This window comes from Streptomyces sp. SAS_272 (genome assembly GCF_052543235.1).
Window position 1 is genome coordinate 45,677 of record NZ_JBMNDR010000003.1, and the last position, 17,242, is coordinate 62,918.

Consider the following 17,242-nt stretch of genomic DNA (forward strand, 5'->3'; position numbering starts at 1 on the left):
ACACGGGACACCGGACACGGGACACCGGACGCCGGCAGCGGACCGGGGACGCCGGCGTCCGACACGGCCCGACGCGCCGCTCCGGACGCGGGAGCTGCCGTCAGCCGCGGTGCGCCGCAGTCACACGCGGGAACGCTGCGGCACGGTCGCCGGGTCGGCCGGGGTCTCCCGGGTCACGTACTGCGGGACCGGTGTGTCGTCGCCCCCGGTGTCACGGACCAGCCCGTAGCGCCGCGCGCCCTGGCCGGGTCCGCTCGTGACGTCCTGCTCCACGGCGTCCCAGGTCGTCGGGAAGACGTTGAGGCCGTAGTCGGCGCCCCGCTCGTTCACGGTGAGCGTGACGGTGCCCGTGAGGTAGAAGTACTCGTTCTGCCACATCTGCTGGGCGCCCGCCGGCAGGACGGTGTAGCCGGTGGCCCTGTCGCCCATGCCGGTGGCCGAGCCGTCCGTGCCGACGGGGTCGTCCATCCGGCGTCCGCCGCCGGAGGCGACGTGGAAGAGCCTGCCCCTGAGGCCGGTCCAGCTCGGCATGACCAGGGCGCCTGACCGGTACTGGGGCGATATCTGCCAGCGCACGAGGACATAGCCCTGCCCGCTGAGCGTCACGCTGTCCCCGCGGTGGTTCATGGTGGCGTGGGCGCCGCCGCTGCTGGTGACGCCGGACGCGGGCCGCTCCGGCAGGGCGCCGGGCGGGGCGTCCGGGTCGGGCGCGCGGTCGACGACGTCGACGACGCTTCCGTACCGGGCCGCCCTCTTCACGCTCTTCGACGGCGAGGGGGACGGTGACGGCGGCTCGGAGGGGGCGGCCTCGCCCGACGTGGAGGCGGTGGGCGCGGCGGGTGCGGCGGGCACGGCGGCCGCAGTCGGCGCGACGGCAGCGCGTCCCGGCGGGTCCTCGGGGGTGTGCACGACGACGTACGCGCCGCCCGCGGCGAGCGTCGCGCCGGCCGTGACCGCGACGGCCGGCTTGGTCAGCGCGGTCAGCACCTTCGCGGACCAGCCGGCGGAGGCGGTGCCGGCGACCGCAGCGGCCGTCTTGCCGCCGAGTGCCAGGGAGATCGCGAATCCGGCCGGGACGGGCACCAGGGCGATCCCCACGAGCAGCCGTTCCGCCGGCACGACGGACTCGTAGGCTCCGTCGCAGGAGCGGCAGCCGCGGATGTGCCGGGCCAGCCGCTTGCGCCAGACGGAGTCGGGGCTGCCGGTCCAGCGGGCGGTCAGCTCGCGCAGGCCCAGGCAGGCGCCGTCGAGGGCGCGCACGATGCCCCGTGAGACCTCCAGCCGCTCCTTGACCCGCTGCACGCGCACGGCCGCGTGCTGCCGGCTGATGCCGACGGCCTCGGCCAGCTCGCGCCTGGTGAGCTCGCCCGCGACCTCCAGCCACCACAGGGACAGCAGCTGCCGGTCCTCGTCGTCCAGCCAGCGCACCGCCTCCGCGACCTCCCGCCGCTGCCCTTCCAACTGCAGGCGCAGAACGGTGAGCTCGGCGAAGTCGGCGGTCCCGTCGACGGTCGTGCTCTCATCGAGACGGGCGGCGGTCCTGCGGCGGGCCCGGTCACACACCTGACGCATGGCGATGGCCACCAGCCAGGAGCGGAAGCTGTCGGGGTCGCGCAGCGAACCGAGGTTGCCGACGGCCCGCAGCATGGTCTCCTGGACGACGTCGTCCACGTCGGCGTGGCCGTTGAGGGCCCGGCCGACGACGTTGTAGACGAGCGGCAGCCAGCCCGCCACCAGTTCGTCCAGCGCGTCCCGGTCGCCGGCCTGGGCCGCCGCGACAGTGGCGCGCCAGTGCCCCCCGGCTTCGGCGTCGACGTACGTCCTCATGCCCGCACCCTCTCAGCCGGGCCCCCGTGGTCGGCAATGTCGGAGATCACACCTGAGGTGACGACATCGGCGGCCGGGGGATAACACTTTTCGCGGCCTTCCCGGCTCCCCGCCGCTCCCCGCCCCTCTCGGCTCCCCCTTCTCTCCGCTTCTCCGCTCCCCCGTTCCTCCTCTTCTCCGGGCCGCGGCGCTCACACCGCGGGCGCGGTCCAGGGGTTCGGGACGATCTCCGCCAGCCGCAGGATCTTCCTGCGCACGATGTACAACGGGACGACCCCGAACACGCCGAAGGACATGTCGATCACGCTCCACCAGAGGGGGATGCCCCGGATCGGTCCACAGATCAGCGCGAGCGGGACGATCCCGGCGCAGGCGATCATCGCGAACTCCACCACCCAGACGTTGCGGACCGGGTCGCGGTAGGGGCCGTAGAAGGCGACGGCGATCACGAGGTGCGCGAAGGCCAGCCAGTCCGTGCCGTAGAGGAGGAACGGGTAGTCGGCGTCGGCGGTGTCGAGGCCGCGCCGGACGCGCTCGATCCACTCCATCGCGCCGGGCAGCCGCTCCGGCACGGACAGCGCGCGCAGCAACTCCTCCGTCCAGCGCAGTTCATGGACGAGCGGGAAGGCTGTGACGCCGCTGAGCACCAGACAGACGACGAAGAGGGCCAGCCAGACACGAATGCCCATCACCAGGGCGGCTCTGTCGCTCATGACGGCAGCGTACGCCGAAATTGAACATGTTCAAAACATGTCCCGTGGACGGCGCCACGCGTACCGGCGTCACCGGCGCGTGGCCACGGCGGACGGCCTGACGGACCGTTCACCCGTCTCCGTCTCCGCCGGAGCGGGCCGGACCCCGGCCTGCGACGACGACGGCGAAGGCGACGGCGACCGGTCAGGGCTGCGGCCGCCGGTGGAGGCAGCGGTGTCGGTGGGAACAGTCGAGGCCCGGGCGTCCGGCGGCCGGGTCGCGGTCACCCCCTCGGTAGGGCCCTCGGCGACCGGGCTCGTCGGGGCCGAAGGAGCGGGCACGGTCGCCGGGCCGCTCGCCGGGGGCGGCGCGAGCGGGATCGCGGGCGGCTGCGTCCCGGACGTCGCCGGGCGCAGCGGCAGCAGGACGGCGAGCGCGGCGACGGCGCAGGTGGCGCCGGCCGCGGCCGCGGCACGCAGGGTCCGGCGGCGGCGCGCGCCGCGGCGGATCCGCTCGTAACTGCCGGCGGGCGGCGCGAGACGACCGGAGGCGGGCCGCAGGACGACGGCGAGGGGGTCGTCGGGAGCGAGGTCAGGACGGCCGTCGTCGAAGTCGTCAACGGGCGTGATCAAGGCTTCTCCTCAGGTGGGCGCGGAGCAGTTCGCGGGCCGCGTGCAGGTCGGCCTTGACGGTCCCTTCCTTGCGCCCGGTCAGCGCGGACACCTCCCGGATCGGCATGTCAGCGTAGTAGTGCAGCAGGATCGGGACGCGCAGCCGGTCGGGCAGGGACTGCACGAGCATCCGCACCGAGGGGTCGGCCGGTTCGGCGGAGGGGGCGATCGCGGCCTCGGCGGTGGCGCGGCGGACGGCCCGGCGTTCCCGCTCGAGCTTGCGCCAGTGATCGCGGACCAGGTTGGCGGCGGTGACGAACAGGAAGCCCTGGGGCTCCGCCACCGACGTCCAGCGGGCCCACAGCCGGGTGAACGCCTCCGACGCGATCTCGTGCGCCGTCTCGTCGTCGTCGACGAGACGGCGGCACCAGCCGGCCAGGCGTGGATAGAGGGCGGCGAACAGCTCGGACGCCGCCCTGTCGCGCGAGCGTGACCGTTTCAACGTTCTCCCGCAGAACTGCTCGAGCCGCTCGACGCGACGTCCGTCCCGGTGCTCGAACCCGCGCCCGACCCCGCGCCCGAACCCGGACTCGCCCCGGCGCTCGCAACGGCGAAGACGATCACGTTGTCGCGGTATCCGTCGCCGCTGCGGGGGCCGCCGCACGTGATGAGACGCAGTTCGGGGCGGTCCACGTTCCCGTAGACGTCCTGCGTCGGAAAGCGCGCCTTGTCGACGGTCCGCACCTCGGTGACGGCGAACTCGGCCGTCGTGCCGTTCTCCAGACGCGCCGCGATCCGGTCGCCGGAGCGCAGCCGGCCCAGGCGGCGGAAGACGCCGTCGCCGTAGCGGCCGACCGTGAGATGACCGAGGATCACCGACGGCCCCGTCTGCCCCGGAGTCGGCGAATGCTCGTACCAACCCGCCCGGTCGTGTTCCTCGACGGGAGGCACCTGGACGCTGCCGTCCGCGGCCAGTCCCAGCCGCATGACCGGGGTGTCGACCCCGATGGCCGCGATCCGCAGCCCGACCGGCGCCGAGCGGGCGAGCGGACGCACCGCCCGCCCGGCGGCCGCGGAGGGAGCCGAGGAGGCCGGGGAGGACGAGGAGGCGGCAGGGCCCGAGGCGGCCGCGGAGGCGCCCGGATCGGACCCGGCCGTCGAGCCGCCGGCGCAGCCCGTGAGCAGCAGCACCGCCAGCGCCGTCAGGGCCGCGGCGCGCCTGGAGAGCGGGCTCATGCGCCGGACGCCCTCCGGCGGCGTACGACGTGGAAGACCACGCCGGCCGCCGCGGACGCCGCGGCCGCGCCGCCGATCAGTGCGCCGTGGCCCTCGGACGAAGGCTCGGCGACACCGGTCCCGGCCCCTCCCCTGGGCACCACGCCGACCTGGCTCGGCACGGCCGACGGCGTCCTGCCGGACTCGGCGGGAGCGGTGGTCGGCATGGCGGAGGCGTCGGCCGGGGCCGGGGTCGAGGAGACGTTCCGCCCGACAGTGCTGGGCGCCGGGGTCGGCGTCCTCGAGTCGGCGAGTGCGGGCGTTGCGCCCGCCAGCAGGGCGGCACCCGCAACTGCCAGGCCGGCCAAGCCCGTTCGGGACATGAGTCGCATGAATCGCTCTCTTTCATCGGTCCGTTGACGGATCGGACGAAGAGACGAGACAGCCCGGGACCGGGTTGTAAAGAGATGGCAAAGCAGAAAAGTCGGGGCCGGACACCCTGCCGGCCACCGACCGCCACGTGGACGGCGAACGGCCCCCGGCCACGAGGACCGGGGGCCGAACTCCCCAAGGGCCGTGCGGAGCTGTGCGACCGGCGCCACAGCTCACCCGCGCGCGACCGGCCGCCCGCAGCATCCGGCCTGCCCGCGAGCGCTACGCGTCCAGGGACGTCATGACGTGCTTGATGCGCGTGTAGTCGTCGAAGCCGTAGCCCGAGAGGTCCTTGCCGTAGCCGGACTTCTTGAAGCCGCCGTGCGGCATCTCGGCGACCAGCGGGATGTGGGTGTTGATCCACACACAGCCGAAGTCGAGCTTCTTGGACATCCGCATCGCGCGGCCGTGGTCCTTGGTCCACACCGAGGAGGCGAGGGCGTAGTCGACGCCGTTGGCCCACTCCACCGCCTGCTCCTCGTCGGTGAAGGACTGGACGGTGATGACCGGCCCGAAGACCTCGTTCTGGATGATCTCGTCGTCCTGCTTCAGCCCGGACACCACGGTCGCGGCGTAGAAGTAGCCCTTGTCGCCGACCTGCTTGCCGCCCGCCTCGACCTTGGCGTGCGCGGGCAGCCGCTCGATGAAGCCGGACACCTGCTTGAGCTGGTCGGGGTTGTTCAGCGGGCCGTACAGCACGTCCTCGTCGTCCGGCTGCCCGGTCTTCGTCTCGGACGCGGCCTTCGCGAGCGCGGCCACGAACTCGTCGTGGATGGACTCCTGGACGAGGACGCGCGTGGCGGCCGTGCAGTCCTGGCCGGCGTTGAAGTAGCCAGCCACGGAGATGTCCTCGACGGCCTTGGCGATGTCGGTGTCCTCGAAGACCACGACCGGCGCCTTGCCGCCGAGCTCCAGGTGGACGCGCTTGAGGTCCCTGGACGCCGACTCGGCGACCGACATGCCCGCGCGTACCGAACCGGTGATGGAGGCCATGGCCGGGGTGGGGTGCTCCACCATCAGCCGGCCGGTGTCCCGGTCGCCGGTGACGACGTTGAAGACGCCCTTGGGAAGGATCGATCCGACGATGTCGGCGATCAGGACGGTGGAGGCCGGGGTGGTGTCCGAGGGCTTCAGGACCACCGTGTTGCCCGCGGCGATCGCCGGCGCGAACTTCCACACGGCCATCATCATCGGGTAGTTCCACGGCGCGACCTGCGCGCAGACGCCGACCGGCTCCCGGCGCACGATCGAGGTCATCCCGTCCATGTACTCGCCGGCCGAGCGCCCCTCGAGCATCCGGGCCGCACCCGCGAAGAAGCGGATCTGGTCGACCATGGGCGGGATCTCCTCGGAGCGGGTGAGCCCGACGGGCTTGCCCGTGTTCTCCACCTCGGCCGCGATGAGCTCCTCGGCCCGCTCCTCGAAGGCGTCCGCGATCTTCAGCAGGGCCTTCTGGCGCTCGGCGGGCGTCGTGTCGCGCCAGCCAGGGAACGCCTCGGCGGCGGCGGCCATCGCGGCGTCGACGTCCGCCCGGCCGGACAGCGGTGCGGTCGCGTACGCCTCGCCCGTCGCCGGGTTGACCACCTCGGTGGTCCGTCCGTCGGCGGCGTCCCGGAACTCACCGGCGATGTAATTCCGTAGTTTGCGCATCGGACGCAGCTCGGTGCTCACTGCCGGGCCTCCTGATCGGTTTCTGACTGCTGGGGGTGTCCATGTACTGAGACACCCACCCTAATCCGCCCGCCCGCGTTTTCAACACCCCCGATCGCGTGATGGCTGCGGAATCCGCAGATCTCAGTCACGTAAACAACGAATTTCATCGCCTCGACCTTGCGGAACTGTCAAGCTGTCGTGCACAGTGACGTCGTGGCCAGTCGAAGCGCAGAGCACAGGGACTCCCGCGAGTCCAGGAACGGCAGCACCCCTCACCTGGATGCGGTCAGCCTCGCCATCATCGAGCAGCTCCAGGAGGACGGCCGTCGGCCGTACGCCGCGATCGGCAAGGCCGTCGGCCTGTCCGAGGCCGCCGTGCGCCAGCGCGTCCAGAAGCTGCTCGACCAGGGCGTGATGCAGATCGTCGCCGTCACCGACCCGCTCACCGTGGGCTTCCGGCGGCAGGCGATGGTCGGGATCAACGTCGAGGGCGACGTGGAGTCCATCGCGGAAGCGCTCACCGACATGTCCGAGGTCGAGTACGTGGTGATGACCGCGGGCTCGTTCGACGTCCTCGCCGAGATCGTCTGCGAGGACGACGACCACCTGCTGGACGTCATCAACAAACGCATCCGGGCCCTGCCCGGCGTGCGCTCCACCGAGAGCTTCGTCTACCTGAAGCTGAAGAAGCAGACCTACATGTGGGGAACCCGATAACCGTGAGGACCCGATAACCGTGAGCACCAAGGACCTCAGCCGCACCGCGTACGACCACCTGTGGATGCACTTCACCCGCATGTCCTCGTACGAGAACTCGCCGGTCCCGACCATCGTCCGGGGCGAGGGCGCCTACATCTACGACGACAAGGGCAAGCGCTACCTCGACGGCCTCGCCGGACTGTTCGTGGTGCAGGCCGGCCACGGGCGCGTGGAGCTCGCCGAGGCGGCCTTCAAGCAGGCCCAGGAACTGGCGTTCTTCCCGGTGTGGTCCTACGCCCACCCCAAGGCCGTGGAACTCGCGGAGCGTCTGGCCGACCACGCGCCGGGCGACCTCAACAAGGTCTTCTTCACCACCGGCGGCGGCGAGGCCGTGGAGACCGCCTGGAAGCTCGCCAAGCAGTACTTCAAGCTGACCGGCAAGCCGACCAAGTACAAGGTCATCTCGCGGGCGGTCGCCTACCACGGCACCCCGCAGGGCGCCCTGTCCATCACCGGCCTGCCCGCCCTCAAGGCCCCCTTCGAGCCGCTCGTCCCGGGCGCGCACAAGGTGCCGAACACCAACATCTACCGCGCCCCGATCCACGGCGAGGACCCCGAGGCCTTCGGCCGCTGGGCCGCCGACCAGATCGAGCAGCAGATCCTCTTCGAGGGCCCGGACACGGTCGCGGCCGTCTTCCTGGAGCCCGTGCAGAACGCCGGCGGCTGTTTCCCGCCGCCGCCCGGCTACTTCCGACGGGTGCGCGAGATCTGCGACCAGTACGACGTGCTGCTCGTCTCGGACGAGGTCATCTGCGCCTTCGGCCGCCTCGGCACGATGTTCGGCTGCGACAAGTTCGGCTACGTCCCGGACATGATCACCTGCGCCAAGGGCATGACGTCGGGCTACTCCCCGATCGGCGCCTGCATCGTCAGCGACCGGCTGGCCGAGCCGTTCTACAAGGGCGACAACACCTTCCTGCACGGCTACACCTTCGGCGGCCACCCGGTCTCGGCCGCGGTGGGACTGGCCAACCTGGACCTGTTCGAGCGCGAGGGCCTGAACCAGCACGTCCTCGACAACGAGGGCGCGTTCCTGTCCACGCTGCAGAAGCTGCACGACCTGCCGATCGTCGGCGACGTCCGCGGCAACGGCTTCTTCTACGGCATCGAGCTCGTGAAGGACAAGGTCACCAAGGAGTCCTTCGACGAGGAGGAGACCGAGCGCGTCCTCTACGGCTACCTCTCGAAGGCCCTGTTCGAGAACGGCCTGTACTGCCGTGCGGACGACCGCGGCGACCCGGTCGTCCAGCTCGCCCCGCCGCTGATCTCCGACCAGGGGACGTTCGACGAGATCGAGCAGATCCTGCGCGCCACGCTGACGGAGGCGTGGACGAAGCTGTGACGTCCGTGACGTCAGCCTGATCAGCTGATCAACACCGGCCCCGGTGTCTGCCGTTCGAGTGGGAAACGGCAGTCCGGGGCCGTGTGCTGTCCGGCCTCCCGCCACCGCCTGCCTAGCGTGCCAGTGACCGATCGGCCCTGCCTTCGTTCCCCCGCTCGGGGGATCGGCACGGGAACCACAGATCTGAACCGAGGTGTACGCCCATGGAGGCTCCGCCGGACAACGACGTGCTCTGGGCACGCTCCCTGCACTTCACGCACCCCGACGGCTCCCCCGGGCTGGCCGGGGTCTCGATGGGTGTGCGGGAGGGCGAGATCCTCGCCGTCAGCGGGCCCCGCGGCAGCGGCAAGACGACTCTGCTGCGCTGTCTGTCCGGCCTCGCCTCCGCCCGGCGCGGCGAGGTCTGGTTCAACAGCGTCCCCGTCCACACGATGGGCCCCTCGGCCCGCGAACGGCTGCGCCGGGACCGCTTCGGCTGGATCGACCCGGTCCCCCTCCTCGTCCCCGAGCTGAACGTCTGGGAGAACGCCGCCCTGCCCCTCATGCTGCGCGGCACCAGCCGCCGGCGGGCCAAGGCCGCCGCGCTCGAATGGCTGGAACGCCTGGACATCGGCGACCGCTCCCGGCTGCGCCCGCACGAACTCACCCAGGCCGAGCGGCAGCGGGTCTGCATCACCCGGGCCCTCGCCCCGGCCCCCTCGGTCCTCTTCGCGGACGAGCCCACCGCGCCGCTCCACCGGGCGGACCGCGCCCACGTCCTGCGCACCCTGACCTCGGCGGCCCGCTCGCACGGCATCACCGTGGTGCTCGCCACCCACGACCCGCAGACCGCGGCGCTCGCGGACCGCACGGTCGCCCTGCTGGACGGGCGCCGGGTGAACACCGTCCATCTGCCGCCCGTCACGGAGCCGGAAGGCCGGGAAGCCGCGTGCTCGCTCTCCGTCTGACCCGCAGCGCCCACCCCGCCGTCCAGCTCCGCCGGCTCCTGGTGGCGGCGGCCTCGGCGGGCACCGGCTTCCTCCTGCTGAGCACCCTCGGCCACGCGCTCACCCACCCCGAGGCGCCGGCGTCCGCCGCGCTCCGGCTCGCCTGGTGCACGGCGCCGCTGGCCGCCACGGTGTACTTCGCCAGGGCGGTCGCCCGCACGGACCCCGGGACCCGCCCGCGCCCCGGGCTGGCGGCGATCGGCCTCGGGCCGACCCGTCTGATGGTCGTCTCGGCGACGACGACGGCCCTGTCGACGCTGCTCGGCTCGATGCTGGCGCTGCTGCTCTTCCTCCACCTGCGCGGCGACCTCACGGGCATGCCGTTCGACGGGGCGGCGAGCGACTTCCTGGCGGCGAGCCGGCCGCTGCCCCTGCCGGCCGCGCTGACCCTCCTCTCGCTGGTCCCCGTCGCATCGTCCGTGACGGTGGCGCTGATGCTGCGCCCGAGGGACGCGCGCGTGGCGGCCCGGGCGACCCCGAGACTGCTCGGCCGCTTCGGCGCACCCGGCACGAAGGGCCCGGGCGAGACGTTCGGCGCGTACGGCAGATACGGCGCCAACCGCACGGCGGCGTCCCGCGCCTCCCGTCCGTCCCCGCAGTCCCCCGACGGATCGCCCGGGGCCGGCGCTCGGGCGGCCGACGGCCGGCGCCAGGACGATCGCGCCGACCACATCGGCGCCGACCTGACCGCCGACGGCCAGGACGCCGGAGCCCGGGTCGGCGACACCGCTCGGACGGCGGACGGCCCGGACGGCCCCCACGGCCCGGATGCGCGCGAGCGTGCCATTCGGAACGCCGCCCGCCGCGAGCACCGCGAGCACGGGGCCGCGACCGCCGAGGACCGCACCGGCCAGGCGCGGGACGACCGGACCCGCCGCACACCCGACGGCCGCGCCGAACCCGACGGCCGGACCGCTTCCGAGGCGGGCGCCGAGGCCACGGACGCCCGGGGGACCCGGTCGACGGGCGGCGACGACGCCGGGGCCGCGGAGCCGCGAGCCTCCCGGCAGTCCGACGGCGGCCCCATGGACGCACTCCGCCGCACCGTCCCGGCCGCCGTCGCCCGAACCGCCCGGACGGCGACCGGACGACTCGCCCTTCCCGACGGCCCGGACGCGCACCCGGCGAACGGCACGGGCGCGAAGGCCGCCGACGGCCGAAGCGACCGGTCCCCGAACGGACGGCATGCGAACGGACGGCATGCCGACGGCCTCCCCGGCCCGGCGGCCGAGGATCACCCGGCCGGGGAGGGTCGTCGTACGGCTGCTCGGCACGCCACGGCGGACGTCGCGCCGCAGGGCTCGAGCAGCGAACCGCCTCCCCCGGCGGACGGCGACCACGCGGGGGACCCGGCCGGCCCGGGGTTCCACGCCCCGCAGAACCCCCCGGCCCCCGACCCCACGGCCCTCCCCTGGGGCGCGGCACTGCTCGCCGCCGGACTGGCGGTGGAGGGGTACGCGAGCCGGACCGCCGACGGCGGCGGGCTCCCCCTGCCCGGCGGTCTGCCCGAGGGCCCCGCCGCAGTGTTCCTCGGCTGGACCCTCACCGTCGTGGGTCTCGCCCTCGCCGGCCCGGGCCTCACCCACCTGTGCGGCCGTCTGCTGCAGTCGGCCCGTCCCGGCGCCCTGCGCCTCCTCGCGGGCCGCGGGCTGATGCAGGAGGCGTCCAGGATCGGCCGTCCGCTGGGGGTGGTCTGCGCGGTGGCCTCGGGCGCGTACACGATGGCCGCGCTGTACGACCCGACCGACCCGTCCTTCGGCCCGCTGTCCACACTGGGCGCGCTGGTCGTGGCGGGCTGCACCGTCGCGACGCTCCTGACGTCGGCCGTCGAGGCGAGGCAGGCCCGCGCCGACACCACCGCCGCCCTGCTGCGCCTCGGCGCGCCGACCAAGACCCTGCGCAGCGCCGCGGCACTGCGCGCCGGCGCCCTGCTGGCGCTCTTCGTCCCGCTCACCCTGGTCGTGGCCGAACTGGCGGCTCTCCCGCTGGCCCGCTGAGACACCGTCCGAAAAAAAATCTGCCGAACCCCCGATGAGTTCGCGGCGACCCCCCGGTCTATCCCACCGAACGGCACATCTGAACGACACGAACCCCTTGGGAGAGCGCGATGACCACCCCGGCCTACCAGCAGATGATCTTCGTGAACCTGCCCGTGAACGACCTCGACGCGTCGAAGAAGTTCTTCACGGAGCTCGGTTACGGGATCAACCCGCAGTTCAGCGACGACAACGCGGCCTCCGTGGTGATCAGCGACACGATCGTCGCGATGCTGCTCACCAAGCCGTTCTACTCGACCTTCACCAAGAAGGAGATCGCGGACGCCTCGACGACCAGCGAGGTCCTGATCGCGCTGAGCGCGGAGAGCCGCGAGAAGGTCGACGAGCTGGTGGACCGCGCGCTCGCCCTCGGCGGCTCCCCCAGCGGCCAGACCCAGGACATGGGCTTCATGTACGGCCGTTCCTTCGACGACCTCGACGGCCACACCTGGGAGATCGTGTGGATGGACCCGTCGGCCGTGCAGGGCTGACCGCCGCGGAGCACTGCCCGGGCCCGCACGCCGGCGCCCGGCAGGGGCGGGTGCATCCGACGCCACCCGCCCGGCCGCTCCTGCGGCCACTCGCCGGGAGCGGACGACAGCGTCCCGTTTCACCCCGGTTGACCGGATCGAGGAGGTCCGGGAGGCGCCGAAACGTCTCGGTGGTTAATAAGAGGGCAAAGTCAACCGCCCGGAGGACTCCCCGGATTGACACTTCTTATGAAACGCTTATAGACCTGTGGGTCTGCTGGGGATGGTGACGCACTCGGCTCACCGGGGGCGCCATCTCCCCCTCCACCCCCCGCAGTTGCGCTTCCCGTAAAGGACAAACGTGTCCCTTTCCCGCCGTATCGTCGCCCGTTCGGTGCGCATGCTCGGTGTCACCGCCGCCGCCTCCGCCCTCGCCCTCAGCGCCTCGGGCACCGCGCTGGCCTGCGAGATAGGCGACTTCTCCGCCGCCGCCGCCTGCGACGGCGCCAAGGGCGTCATCACCGTCACCGACAAGGACCCTTCCGGCGTCCCGGCCGTCATCACCGTCTTCCTCGAGAACAACGGCGCCGACTTCCGGCAGGTCGGCGCGGAACAGACCGTCAAGGGCTCGAAGAAGGGCGTCACCGTCTCCTTCGCCGAGGACTGGGAGCCGGGCGCGATCTACCGGATCCACGTCAAGGCCGTCAAGGGCGAGAAGCTCCTGGTCGACAGCGACATCAACCCCGGCGAGAACCTGACCACGCCGGCCAAGGCGTGCGCGGCCGACACCTCCACGCCGACCGGCACCCCGTCCTCGACGCCTTCCTCGACGCCGTCGGGCACCACCACGCCGCCGGCCGAGACGGCCACCGCCCTGCCGTCGCCGTCCGACTCGACGAGCGACGGCTCCGCGCCCGGCGGCGCGCCCTCCGCGGGCAACGCGCCCTCGGCCGCCGTCCAGGAGTCCAACCTCGCCGAGACCGGCGCCAGTTCCAACACCGGCCTGATCGTCGGCGTCGCGGCCGCCCTGGTCGTCGTCGGCGGTGGCGCGGTGTTCTTCGGAATGCGTCGCCGCGGGTCCAGCCACCGCTGACCGCACGACGGACACGGCGATACGCGGCCCGACGCCTCACCGGGGCGGGCCGCCCGCATGTTCTGCGACGGCCCGTCCTCCCGCTCCCCTCGGCCGAACGGGGTCCTCTCCGGCCGGAACTCCGGCGCGCCTCCCGCTCGCCGGGGGCCTCCGACCCGCGGCTGTCCTACGGCAGCCGGCGGTGGAAGGTGCACAGGCCGGAGGCGAGCGGGCCGTGTCGGACGACCGTCGCACGGCGGCGGATCAGTCCAGGACCACGATTTCCGCCGGGTCGAAGGAGACTCCCACGGCGTCGCCGACCCCGGGTGCGTCCCGCAGCGCGCACGCCGCCTCGAGCGTCGGCGCGTCCTCCGGCCGCAGGCGCAGGGCCACATGGGTGCCGCGGAAGGTGCGCGCGGCGACCGTGCAGCGCAGCCCCTCGTCCGCGCCGGCCAGGAGGACGCCGGAGGGCCGCACGAGCAGCGTGCGCAACCCCTGACCCGACCCGGCCGGCACCGGCACCTTCCCCCACGGCGTGACCGCCGCCTCGCCCGTGACGGTCGCCGCCACCACGTTGTCGAAGCCGAGGAAGCGGGCCACGAACGCGTCCGCCGGCCGCTGCCACACCTCGAGGGGCGTGCCCGACTGGGCGATCCGGCCGTCCCGCATCACCACGACCCGGTCGGCGAGCGCGAACGCCTCACCCTGGTCGTGCGTGACCGCGAGCACGGTCGTGCCCAACCGGCCGAACAGCTCCCGCAGTTCCACGACGAGGCGCTCGCGCAGTGACCGGTCGAGCTGCCCGAGCGGCTCGTCGAGCATCAGCAGCCGGGGTCGCGGAGCGAGCGCCCGGGCCAGCGCGACCCGCTGCTGCTCACCGCCGGAGAGCGCGGCCACGGCGCGGCCCCCCGCCCCCGGCAGCCCGACCAGCTCGAGCAACTCCCGCACCCGGTCGCCCCGTCGGCCCTTCGGCATGCCGCGCATACGCAGCCCGAAGGCCACGTTGCCGGCGACGTCCCGCTGCGGGAACAGCTGGTGGTCCTGGAACATCAGCCCGATCTCCCGCTGGTGCGCGGGCGTTCCGGCCTGGTCACGGCCGTCCAGCGACACCCGTCCGACGTCGAGCGGCTGGAGTCCGGCCACCGCCCGCAGCAGCGTCGACTTCCCGCTGCCGCTGGGCCCGAGCACACACACCACCTCGTGCTCGGCGACCGCGAGATCGACCTCGTCGAGGACGGCGTGCCCGCCGAACCGCACGGTCGCGCGTTCCAGCTCCAGCAGCATCAGAACTCCCCCGTCCGGTCGGTCCGCAGTCGCTCCAGCACCAGCAGCGCCACCGCGCACACCACCATCAGAATCGTCGAAAGGGCCATCGCCTGGCCGTAGTTGAGCTCTCCGGCCCGGCCGAGCAGCCGCGCCACGGCGACCGGCAGGGTCGGGTTGTCGGGCCGCGCGATGAACACGGTCGCCCCGAACTCCCCCAGCGACACCGCGAAGGCGAACCCGGCCGCGACGAGCAGCGCCCGCCGCACCAACGGCAGGTCCACCTCCCGCCAGACCCGCCACGGGGACGCGCCCAGCACGGCGGCCGCCTCTCGCAGCCGCTCGTCCACCGCCCGCAGCACCGGCAGCATGGTCCGCACGACGAAGGGGACGCCGACCAGCGCCTGCGCGAGCGGGACGAGGATCCAGCTGGTCCGCAGGTCCAGCGGAGGCTCGTCCAGCGCGATCAGGAAGCCGAAGCCGACGGTCACCGCGGAGACGCCCAGCGGCAGCATCAGCAGGGCGTCGAAGCCGCGTACCAGCCGTCCGGCGTCCCGTCGGGCCAGCGCGGCCGCGGCGAGCCCGCCGACGAACACGGCGACGGCGGTCGCGACGACGGCGTACTCCAGCGAGTTGCCGATCGCGTCGATCGGCGGGACGAGGAAGACGTTGCCCTCGTCGCTGGTCAGCGCACGGTAATAGGCGAAGTCGGACGCGTCGAACGAACGTTGCACCAGCACCGCGAGCGGCAGCACCAGCAGCACGCCGATCGTGGCGAGCACCCCGGCCAGCAACGCCCACTGCCCCGACCCGCGCGGCCGGCGCGCCGTGCCGGCCGCGTCGACCAGCCGCAGCGCGGTCTCCCGCCGCCGCACCGTCCAGGCGTGCACCGCGAGGATCGCGCCCACGGCGGCGAACTGGACGATCGTGAGGACGGCGGCCGTCGACAGGTCGAAGACCTCGGAGGTCTGCCGGTAGATCTCCACCTCGAGGGTGGAGAAGGTGGGGCCGCCGAGGATCTGCACCACGCCGAACGAGGTGAAGGTGAAGAGGAACACCATCAGCGCGGCAGCGGCGACGGCGGGCCCGAGCGCCGGCAGGGTGACCGTGCGCCACGCCCGCAGACGGGACGCGCCCAGCGTCCTCGCCGCCTCCTCCTGCCGGGGGTCCAGCTGCGCCCACAGCCCGCCCACCGTCCGCACGACGACCGCGTAGTTGAAGAACACGTGCGCCAGCAGGATCGCCCACACCGTGGTGTCCAGCCGTACGCCCCACAGCTCGTCGAGCAGCCCGCCCCGGCCGACCAGCGCCAGGAACGCCGTGCCGACGACGACCGTCGGCAGCACGAACGGCACGGTGACGACGGCCCTCAGCACCTGCTTCCCGGGGAAGTCGAGCCGTGCGAAGACATAGGCGGCGGGCAGCGCGACCAGCAGGGTGAGCGCGGTGGAGGCCAGCGCCTGCCAGAGGGTGAACCACAGGACGTGCCGGATGTCGGACTGCGCGAGCACGTCCCACACCCGTCCGAACCGCCAGGAGCCGTCGACGTCCAGCCCCCGGGCGACGATCGCGGCGACCGGGTAGGCGAAGAAGAGCGCGAAGAACGCGACGGGCACGGCCATGAGACCGATCCGCACCGCCGCGCTCCCCCGGGCGCCGCGGGCGCTCTCGGCGCCCCCGCCTCCCGGAGCTCCCTGGCGTCCCGGACGTCCCTTGGCTTCCTCGGCCGGGGCTACTTCAGTACGAGCGAGGTCCACGACTTGACCCACTGGTCGCGACGGTCGGCGATCTTCGCCGGGTCCATGGTCTCGGGGTGCTCGGCGGCCGGCCCGTACTGCGTGAACTCGGCGGGCACGGCCGCACCCTTCACCACCGGGTAGACGAACATGTTGAGCGGCATGTCCTGCTGGAACTTCTTGCTGATCAGGAAGTCGATCAGCGCCTTGCCGCCCTTGGCGTCGGCCGCGTTGCTCAACAGCCCGGCGAACTCGACCTGCCGGAAGCAGGTGCCGGTCGCGACGCCGGTGGGTGCGGTGGCCGGCTTGGGGTCGCCGAAGACCACCTCGGCGGGCGGCGAGGAGGCGTAGGAGACGACGAGCGGACGGTCCGCCTTCGCCTTCCTGCCGCCCGCGGACCCGGAGAACTCCTCGTTGTAGGCCTGGTCCCAGCCGTCGACCACCTTCACCCCGTTCGCCTTGAGCTTCTTCCAGTAGCCCTCCCAGCCCGCGTCGCCGTACTGCGCGGCCGTGCCGAGCACGAACCCGAGGCCGGGCGAGGAGGTGGAGGCGTTCTCGGTGACGAGGAGGTCCTTGTACGCGGGCTTCACCAGGTCGTCGAAGGTGGCCGGCGGCGCCAGCTTGTGCTCGGTGAAGTACGCCTTGTCGTAGTTGACGCAGATGTCGCCGAAGTCGACGGGCGTGACCCGGTGCTTGCCGGCGTCCAGCTGGTACCGGGCGTCGACCTGGTCCAGCCCCTTCGCCTCGTACGGCTGGAACAGCCCGTTGTCGAGCGCGCGCGAGAGAAGGGTGTTGTCGACGCCGAAGAAGACGTCGCCCTGCGGGTGGTCCTTGGTGAGGATCGCCTTGTTGACGGCCTGCCCCGCGTCGCCGTCCTTGAGGACCTTCACCCGGTAGCCGGACTGCTTCTCGAAGTCCGCGAGCACGCTCTTGGAGACCGCCCACGAGTCGTGGCTGACGAGGGTGACGGTCTTGGATTCCGCCGTCGTGCCCTTCTCGTCCGTCGACGACCCGCACGCGGAGAGGGCGACCATGCCGAGCCCGACGGCCGCGGCGACGAAGGTCTTGTTCTGCACTGGATTTCCTCCTGGGGTGGACCAGGAAGAGACGCGGCCCTGCGGGGGGGGGGGGGGGGGGGGGGGGGGAG

At 72.9% G+C, this 17,242-nt stretch carries 15 protein-coding genes and 2 pseudogenes; 7 read left to right on the top strand and 10 right to left on the bottom strand.

From position 1 onward, the window contains the following. Positions 1-120: 120 nt before the first annotated feature. From ACN6LD_RS03380 to ACN6LD_RS03410, 7 genes are all read right to left on the bottom strand, one after another. Complete coding sequence (locus tag ACN6LD_RS03380) at positions 121-1,827, bottom strand: sigma-70 family RNA polymerase sigma factor (protein ID WP_445042492.1); 1,707 nt, start codon at positions 1,825-1,827, stop codon at positions 121-123. A 191-nt stretch (positions 1,828-2,018) separates the two neighbouring features. Next, the gene (locus ACN6LD_RS03385; protein WP_445042493.1) at positions 2,019-2,540 is read right to left on the bottom strand and encodes a hypothetical protein; all 522 of its coding nucleotides are present in this window, start codon (positions 2,538-2,540) and stop codon (positions 2,019-2,021) included. A gap of 69 nt (positions 2,541-2,609) precedes the next feature. After that, entirely contained in the window at positions 2,610-3,152 is a 543-nt protein-coding gene (locus tag ACN6LD_RS03390; protein WP_445042494.1) for a hypothetical protein, read from the bottom strand. Then, complete coding sequence (locus ACN6LD_RS03395; RefSeq protein WP_319196823.1) at positions 3,136-3,633, bottom strand: RNA polymerase sigma factor; 498 nt, start codon at positions 3,631-3,633, stop codon at positions 3,136-3,138. Before ACN6LD_RS03395 ends, ACN6LD_RS03390 begins: the two co-directional genes overlap by 17 nt. Next, on the bottom strand, positions 3,630-4,367 hold the full coding sequence (locus tag ACN6LD_RS03400) for a class F sortase (protein WP_319196821.1): 738 nt from the start codon (positions 4,365-4,367) through the stop codon (positions 3,630-3,632). Before ACN6LD_RS03400 ends, ACN6LD_RS03395 begins: the two co-directional genes overlap by 4 nt. Next, positions 4,364-4,729, bottom strand: coding sequence for a sortase-dependent protein (locus tag ACN6LD_RS03405; protein WP_445042495.1), 366 nt, complete (start codon positions 4,727-4,729; stop codon positions 4,364-4,366). The genes ACN6LD_RS03400 and ACN6LD_RS03405 overlap by 4 nt, the downstream gene beginning before the upstream one ends. A gap of 271 nt (positions 4,730-5,000) precedes the next feature. Further along, positions 5,001-6,449, bottom strand: a complete 1,449-nt coding sequence (locus ACN6LD_RS03410) for a gamma-aminobutyraldehyde dehydrogenase (RefSeq protein ID WP_319196817.1) — start codon at positions 6,447-6,449, stop codon at positions 5,001-5,003. Between the two features lie 180 nt (positions 6,450-6,629). Here ACN6LD_RS03410 and ACN6LD_RS03415 point away from each other — a divergent pair, with 180 nt between their 5' ends. The 7 genes and pseudogenes from ACN6LD_RS03415 (at position 6,630) to ACN6LD_RS03445 (ending at position 13,117) form a co-directional block, all read left to right on the top strand. Then, on the top strand, positions 6,630-7,148 hold the full coding sequence (locus ACN6LD_RS03415) for an Lrp/AsnC family transcriptional regulator (protein WP_057580545.1): 519 nt from the start codon (positions 6,630-6,632) through the stop codon (positions 7,146-7,148). Positions 7,149-7,167: 19 nt separating this feature from the next. Next, the gene (locus tag ACN6LD_RS03420) at positions 7,168-8,532 is read left to right on the top strand and encodes an aspartate aminotransferase family protein (RefSeq protein WP_319196815.1); all 1,365 of its coding nucleotides are present in this window, start codon (positions 7,168-7,170) and stop codon (positions 8,530-8,532) included. Between the two features lie 203 nt (positions 8,533-8,735). Beyond that, on the top strand, positions 8,736-9,479 hold the full coding sequence (locus ACN6LD_RS03425) for an ABC transporter ATP-binding protein (protein ID WP_319196813.1): 744 nt from the start codon (positions 8,736-8,738) through the stop codon (positions 9,477-9,479). Beyond that, positions 9,461-10,085, top strand: a pseudogene (locus tag ACN6LD_RS03430) (hypothetical protein); the annotation flags it as partial. The gene ACN6LD_RS03425 and the pseudogene ACN6LD_RS03430, both read left to right, overlap by 19 nt. An 830-nt stretch (positions 10,086-10,915) precedes the next feature. Continuing rightward, positions 10,916-11,515: pseudogene (locus tag ACN6LD_RS03435) on the top strand (hypothetical protein); the annotation flags it as partial. Between the two features lie 110 nt (positions 11,516-11,625). Then, entirely contained in the window at positions 11,626-12,045 is a 420-nt protein-coding gene (locus tag ACN6LD_RS03440; RefSeq protein ID WP_319195477.1) for a VOC family protein, read from the top strand. A 340-nt stretch (positions 12,046-12,385) separates the two neighbouring features. Continuing rightward, on the top strand, positions 12,386-13,117 hold the full coding sequence (locus tag ACN6LD_RS03445; RefSeq protein ID WP_319195475.1) for an LAETG motif-containing sortase-dependent surface protein: 732 nt from the start codon (positions 12,386-12,388) through the stop codon (positions 13,115-13,117). Between the two features lie 243 nt (positions 13,118-13,360). Here the strand turns inward: ACN6LD_RS03445 and ACN6LD_RS03450 are convergent, their stop codons facing one another. The 3 genes from ACN6LD_RS03450 to ACN6LD_RS03460 all read right to left on the bottom strand — a co-directional run bounded on the left by ACN6LD_RS03450 (position 13,361) and on the right by ACN6LD_RS03460 (position 17,171). After that, positions 13,361-14,380, bottom strand: a complete 1,020-nt coding sequence (locus ACN6LD_RS03450) for an ABC transporter ATP-binding protein (protein ID WP_445042496.1) — start codon at positions 14,378-14,380, stop codon at positions 13,361-13,363. Continuing rightward, positions 14,380-15,981 carry an ABC transporter permease gene (locus ACN6LD_RS03455; protein ID WP_445042555.1) on the bottom strand — a complete coding sequence of 534 codons (1,602 nt, stop codon included), beginning with the start codon at positions 15,979-15,981 and terminating at the stop codon, positions 14,380-14,382. The genes ACN6LD_RS03450 and ACN6LD_RS03455 overlap by 1 nt, the downstream gene beginning before the upstream one ends. A gap of 110 nt (positions 15,982-16,091) precedes the next feature. After that, entirely contained in the window at positions 16,092-17,171 is a 1,080-nt protein-coding gene (locus ACN6LD_RS03460) for a thiamine ABC transporter substrate-binding protein (protein ID WP_319195471.1), read from the bottom strand. Between the last annotated feature and the right edge of the window lie 71 nt (positions 17,172-17,242).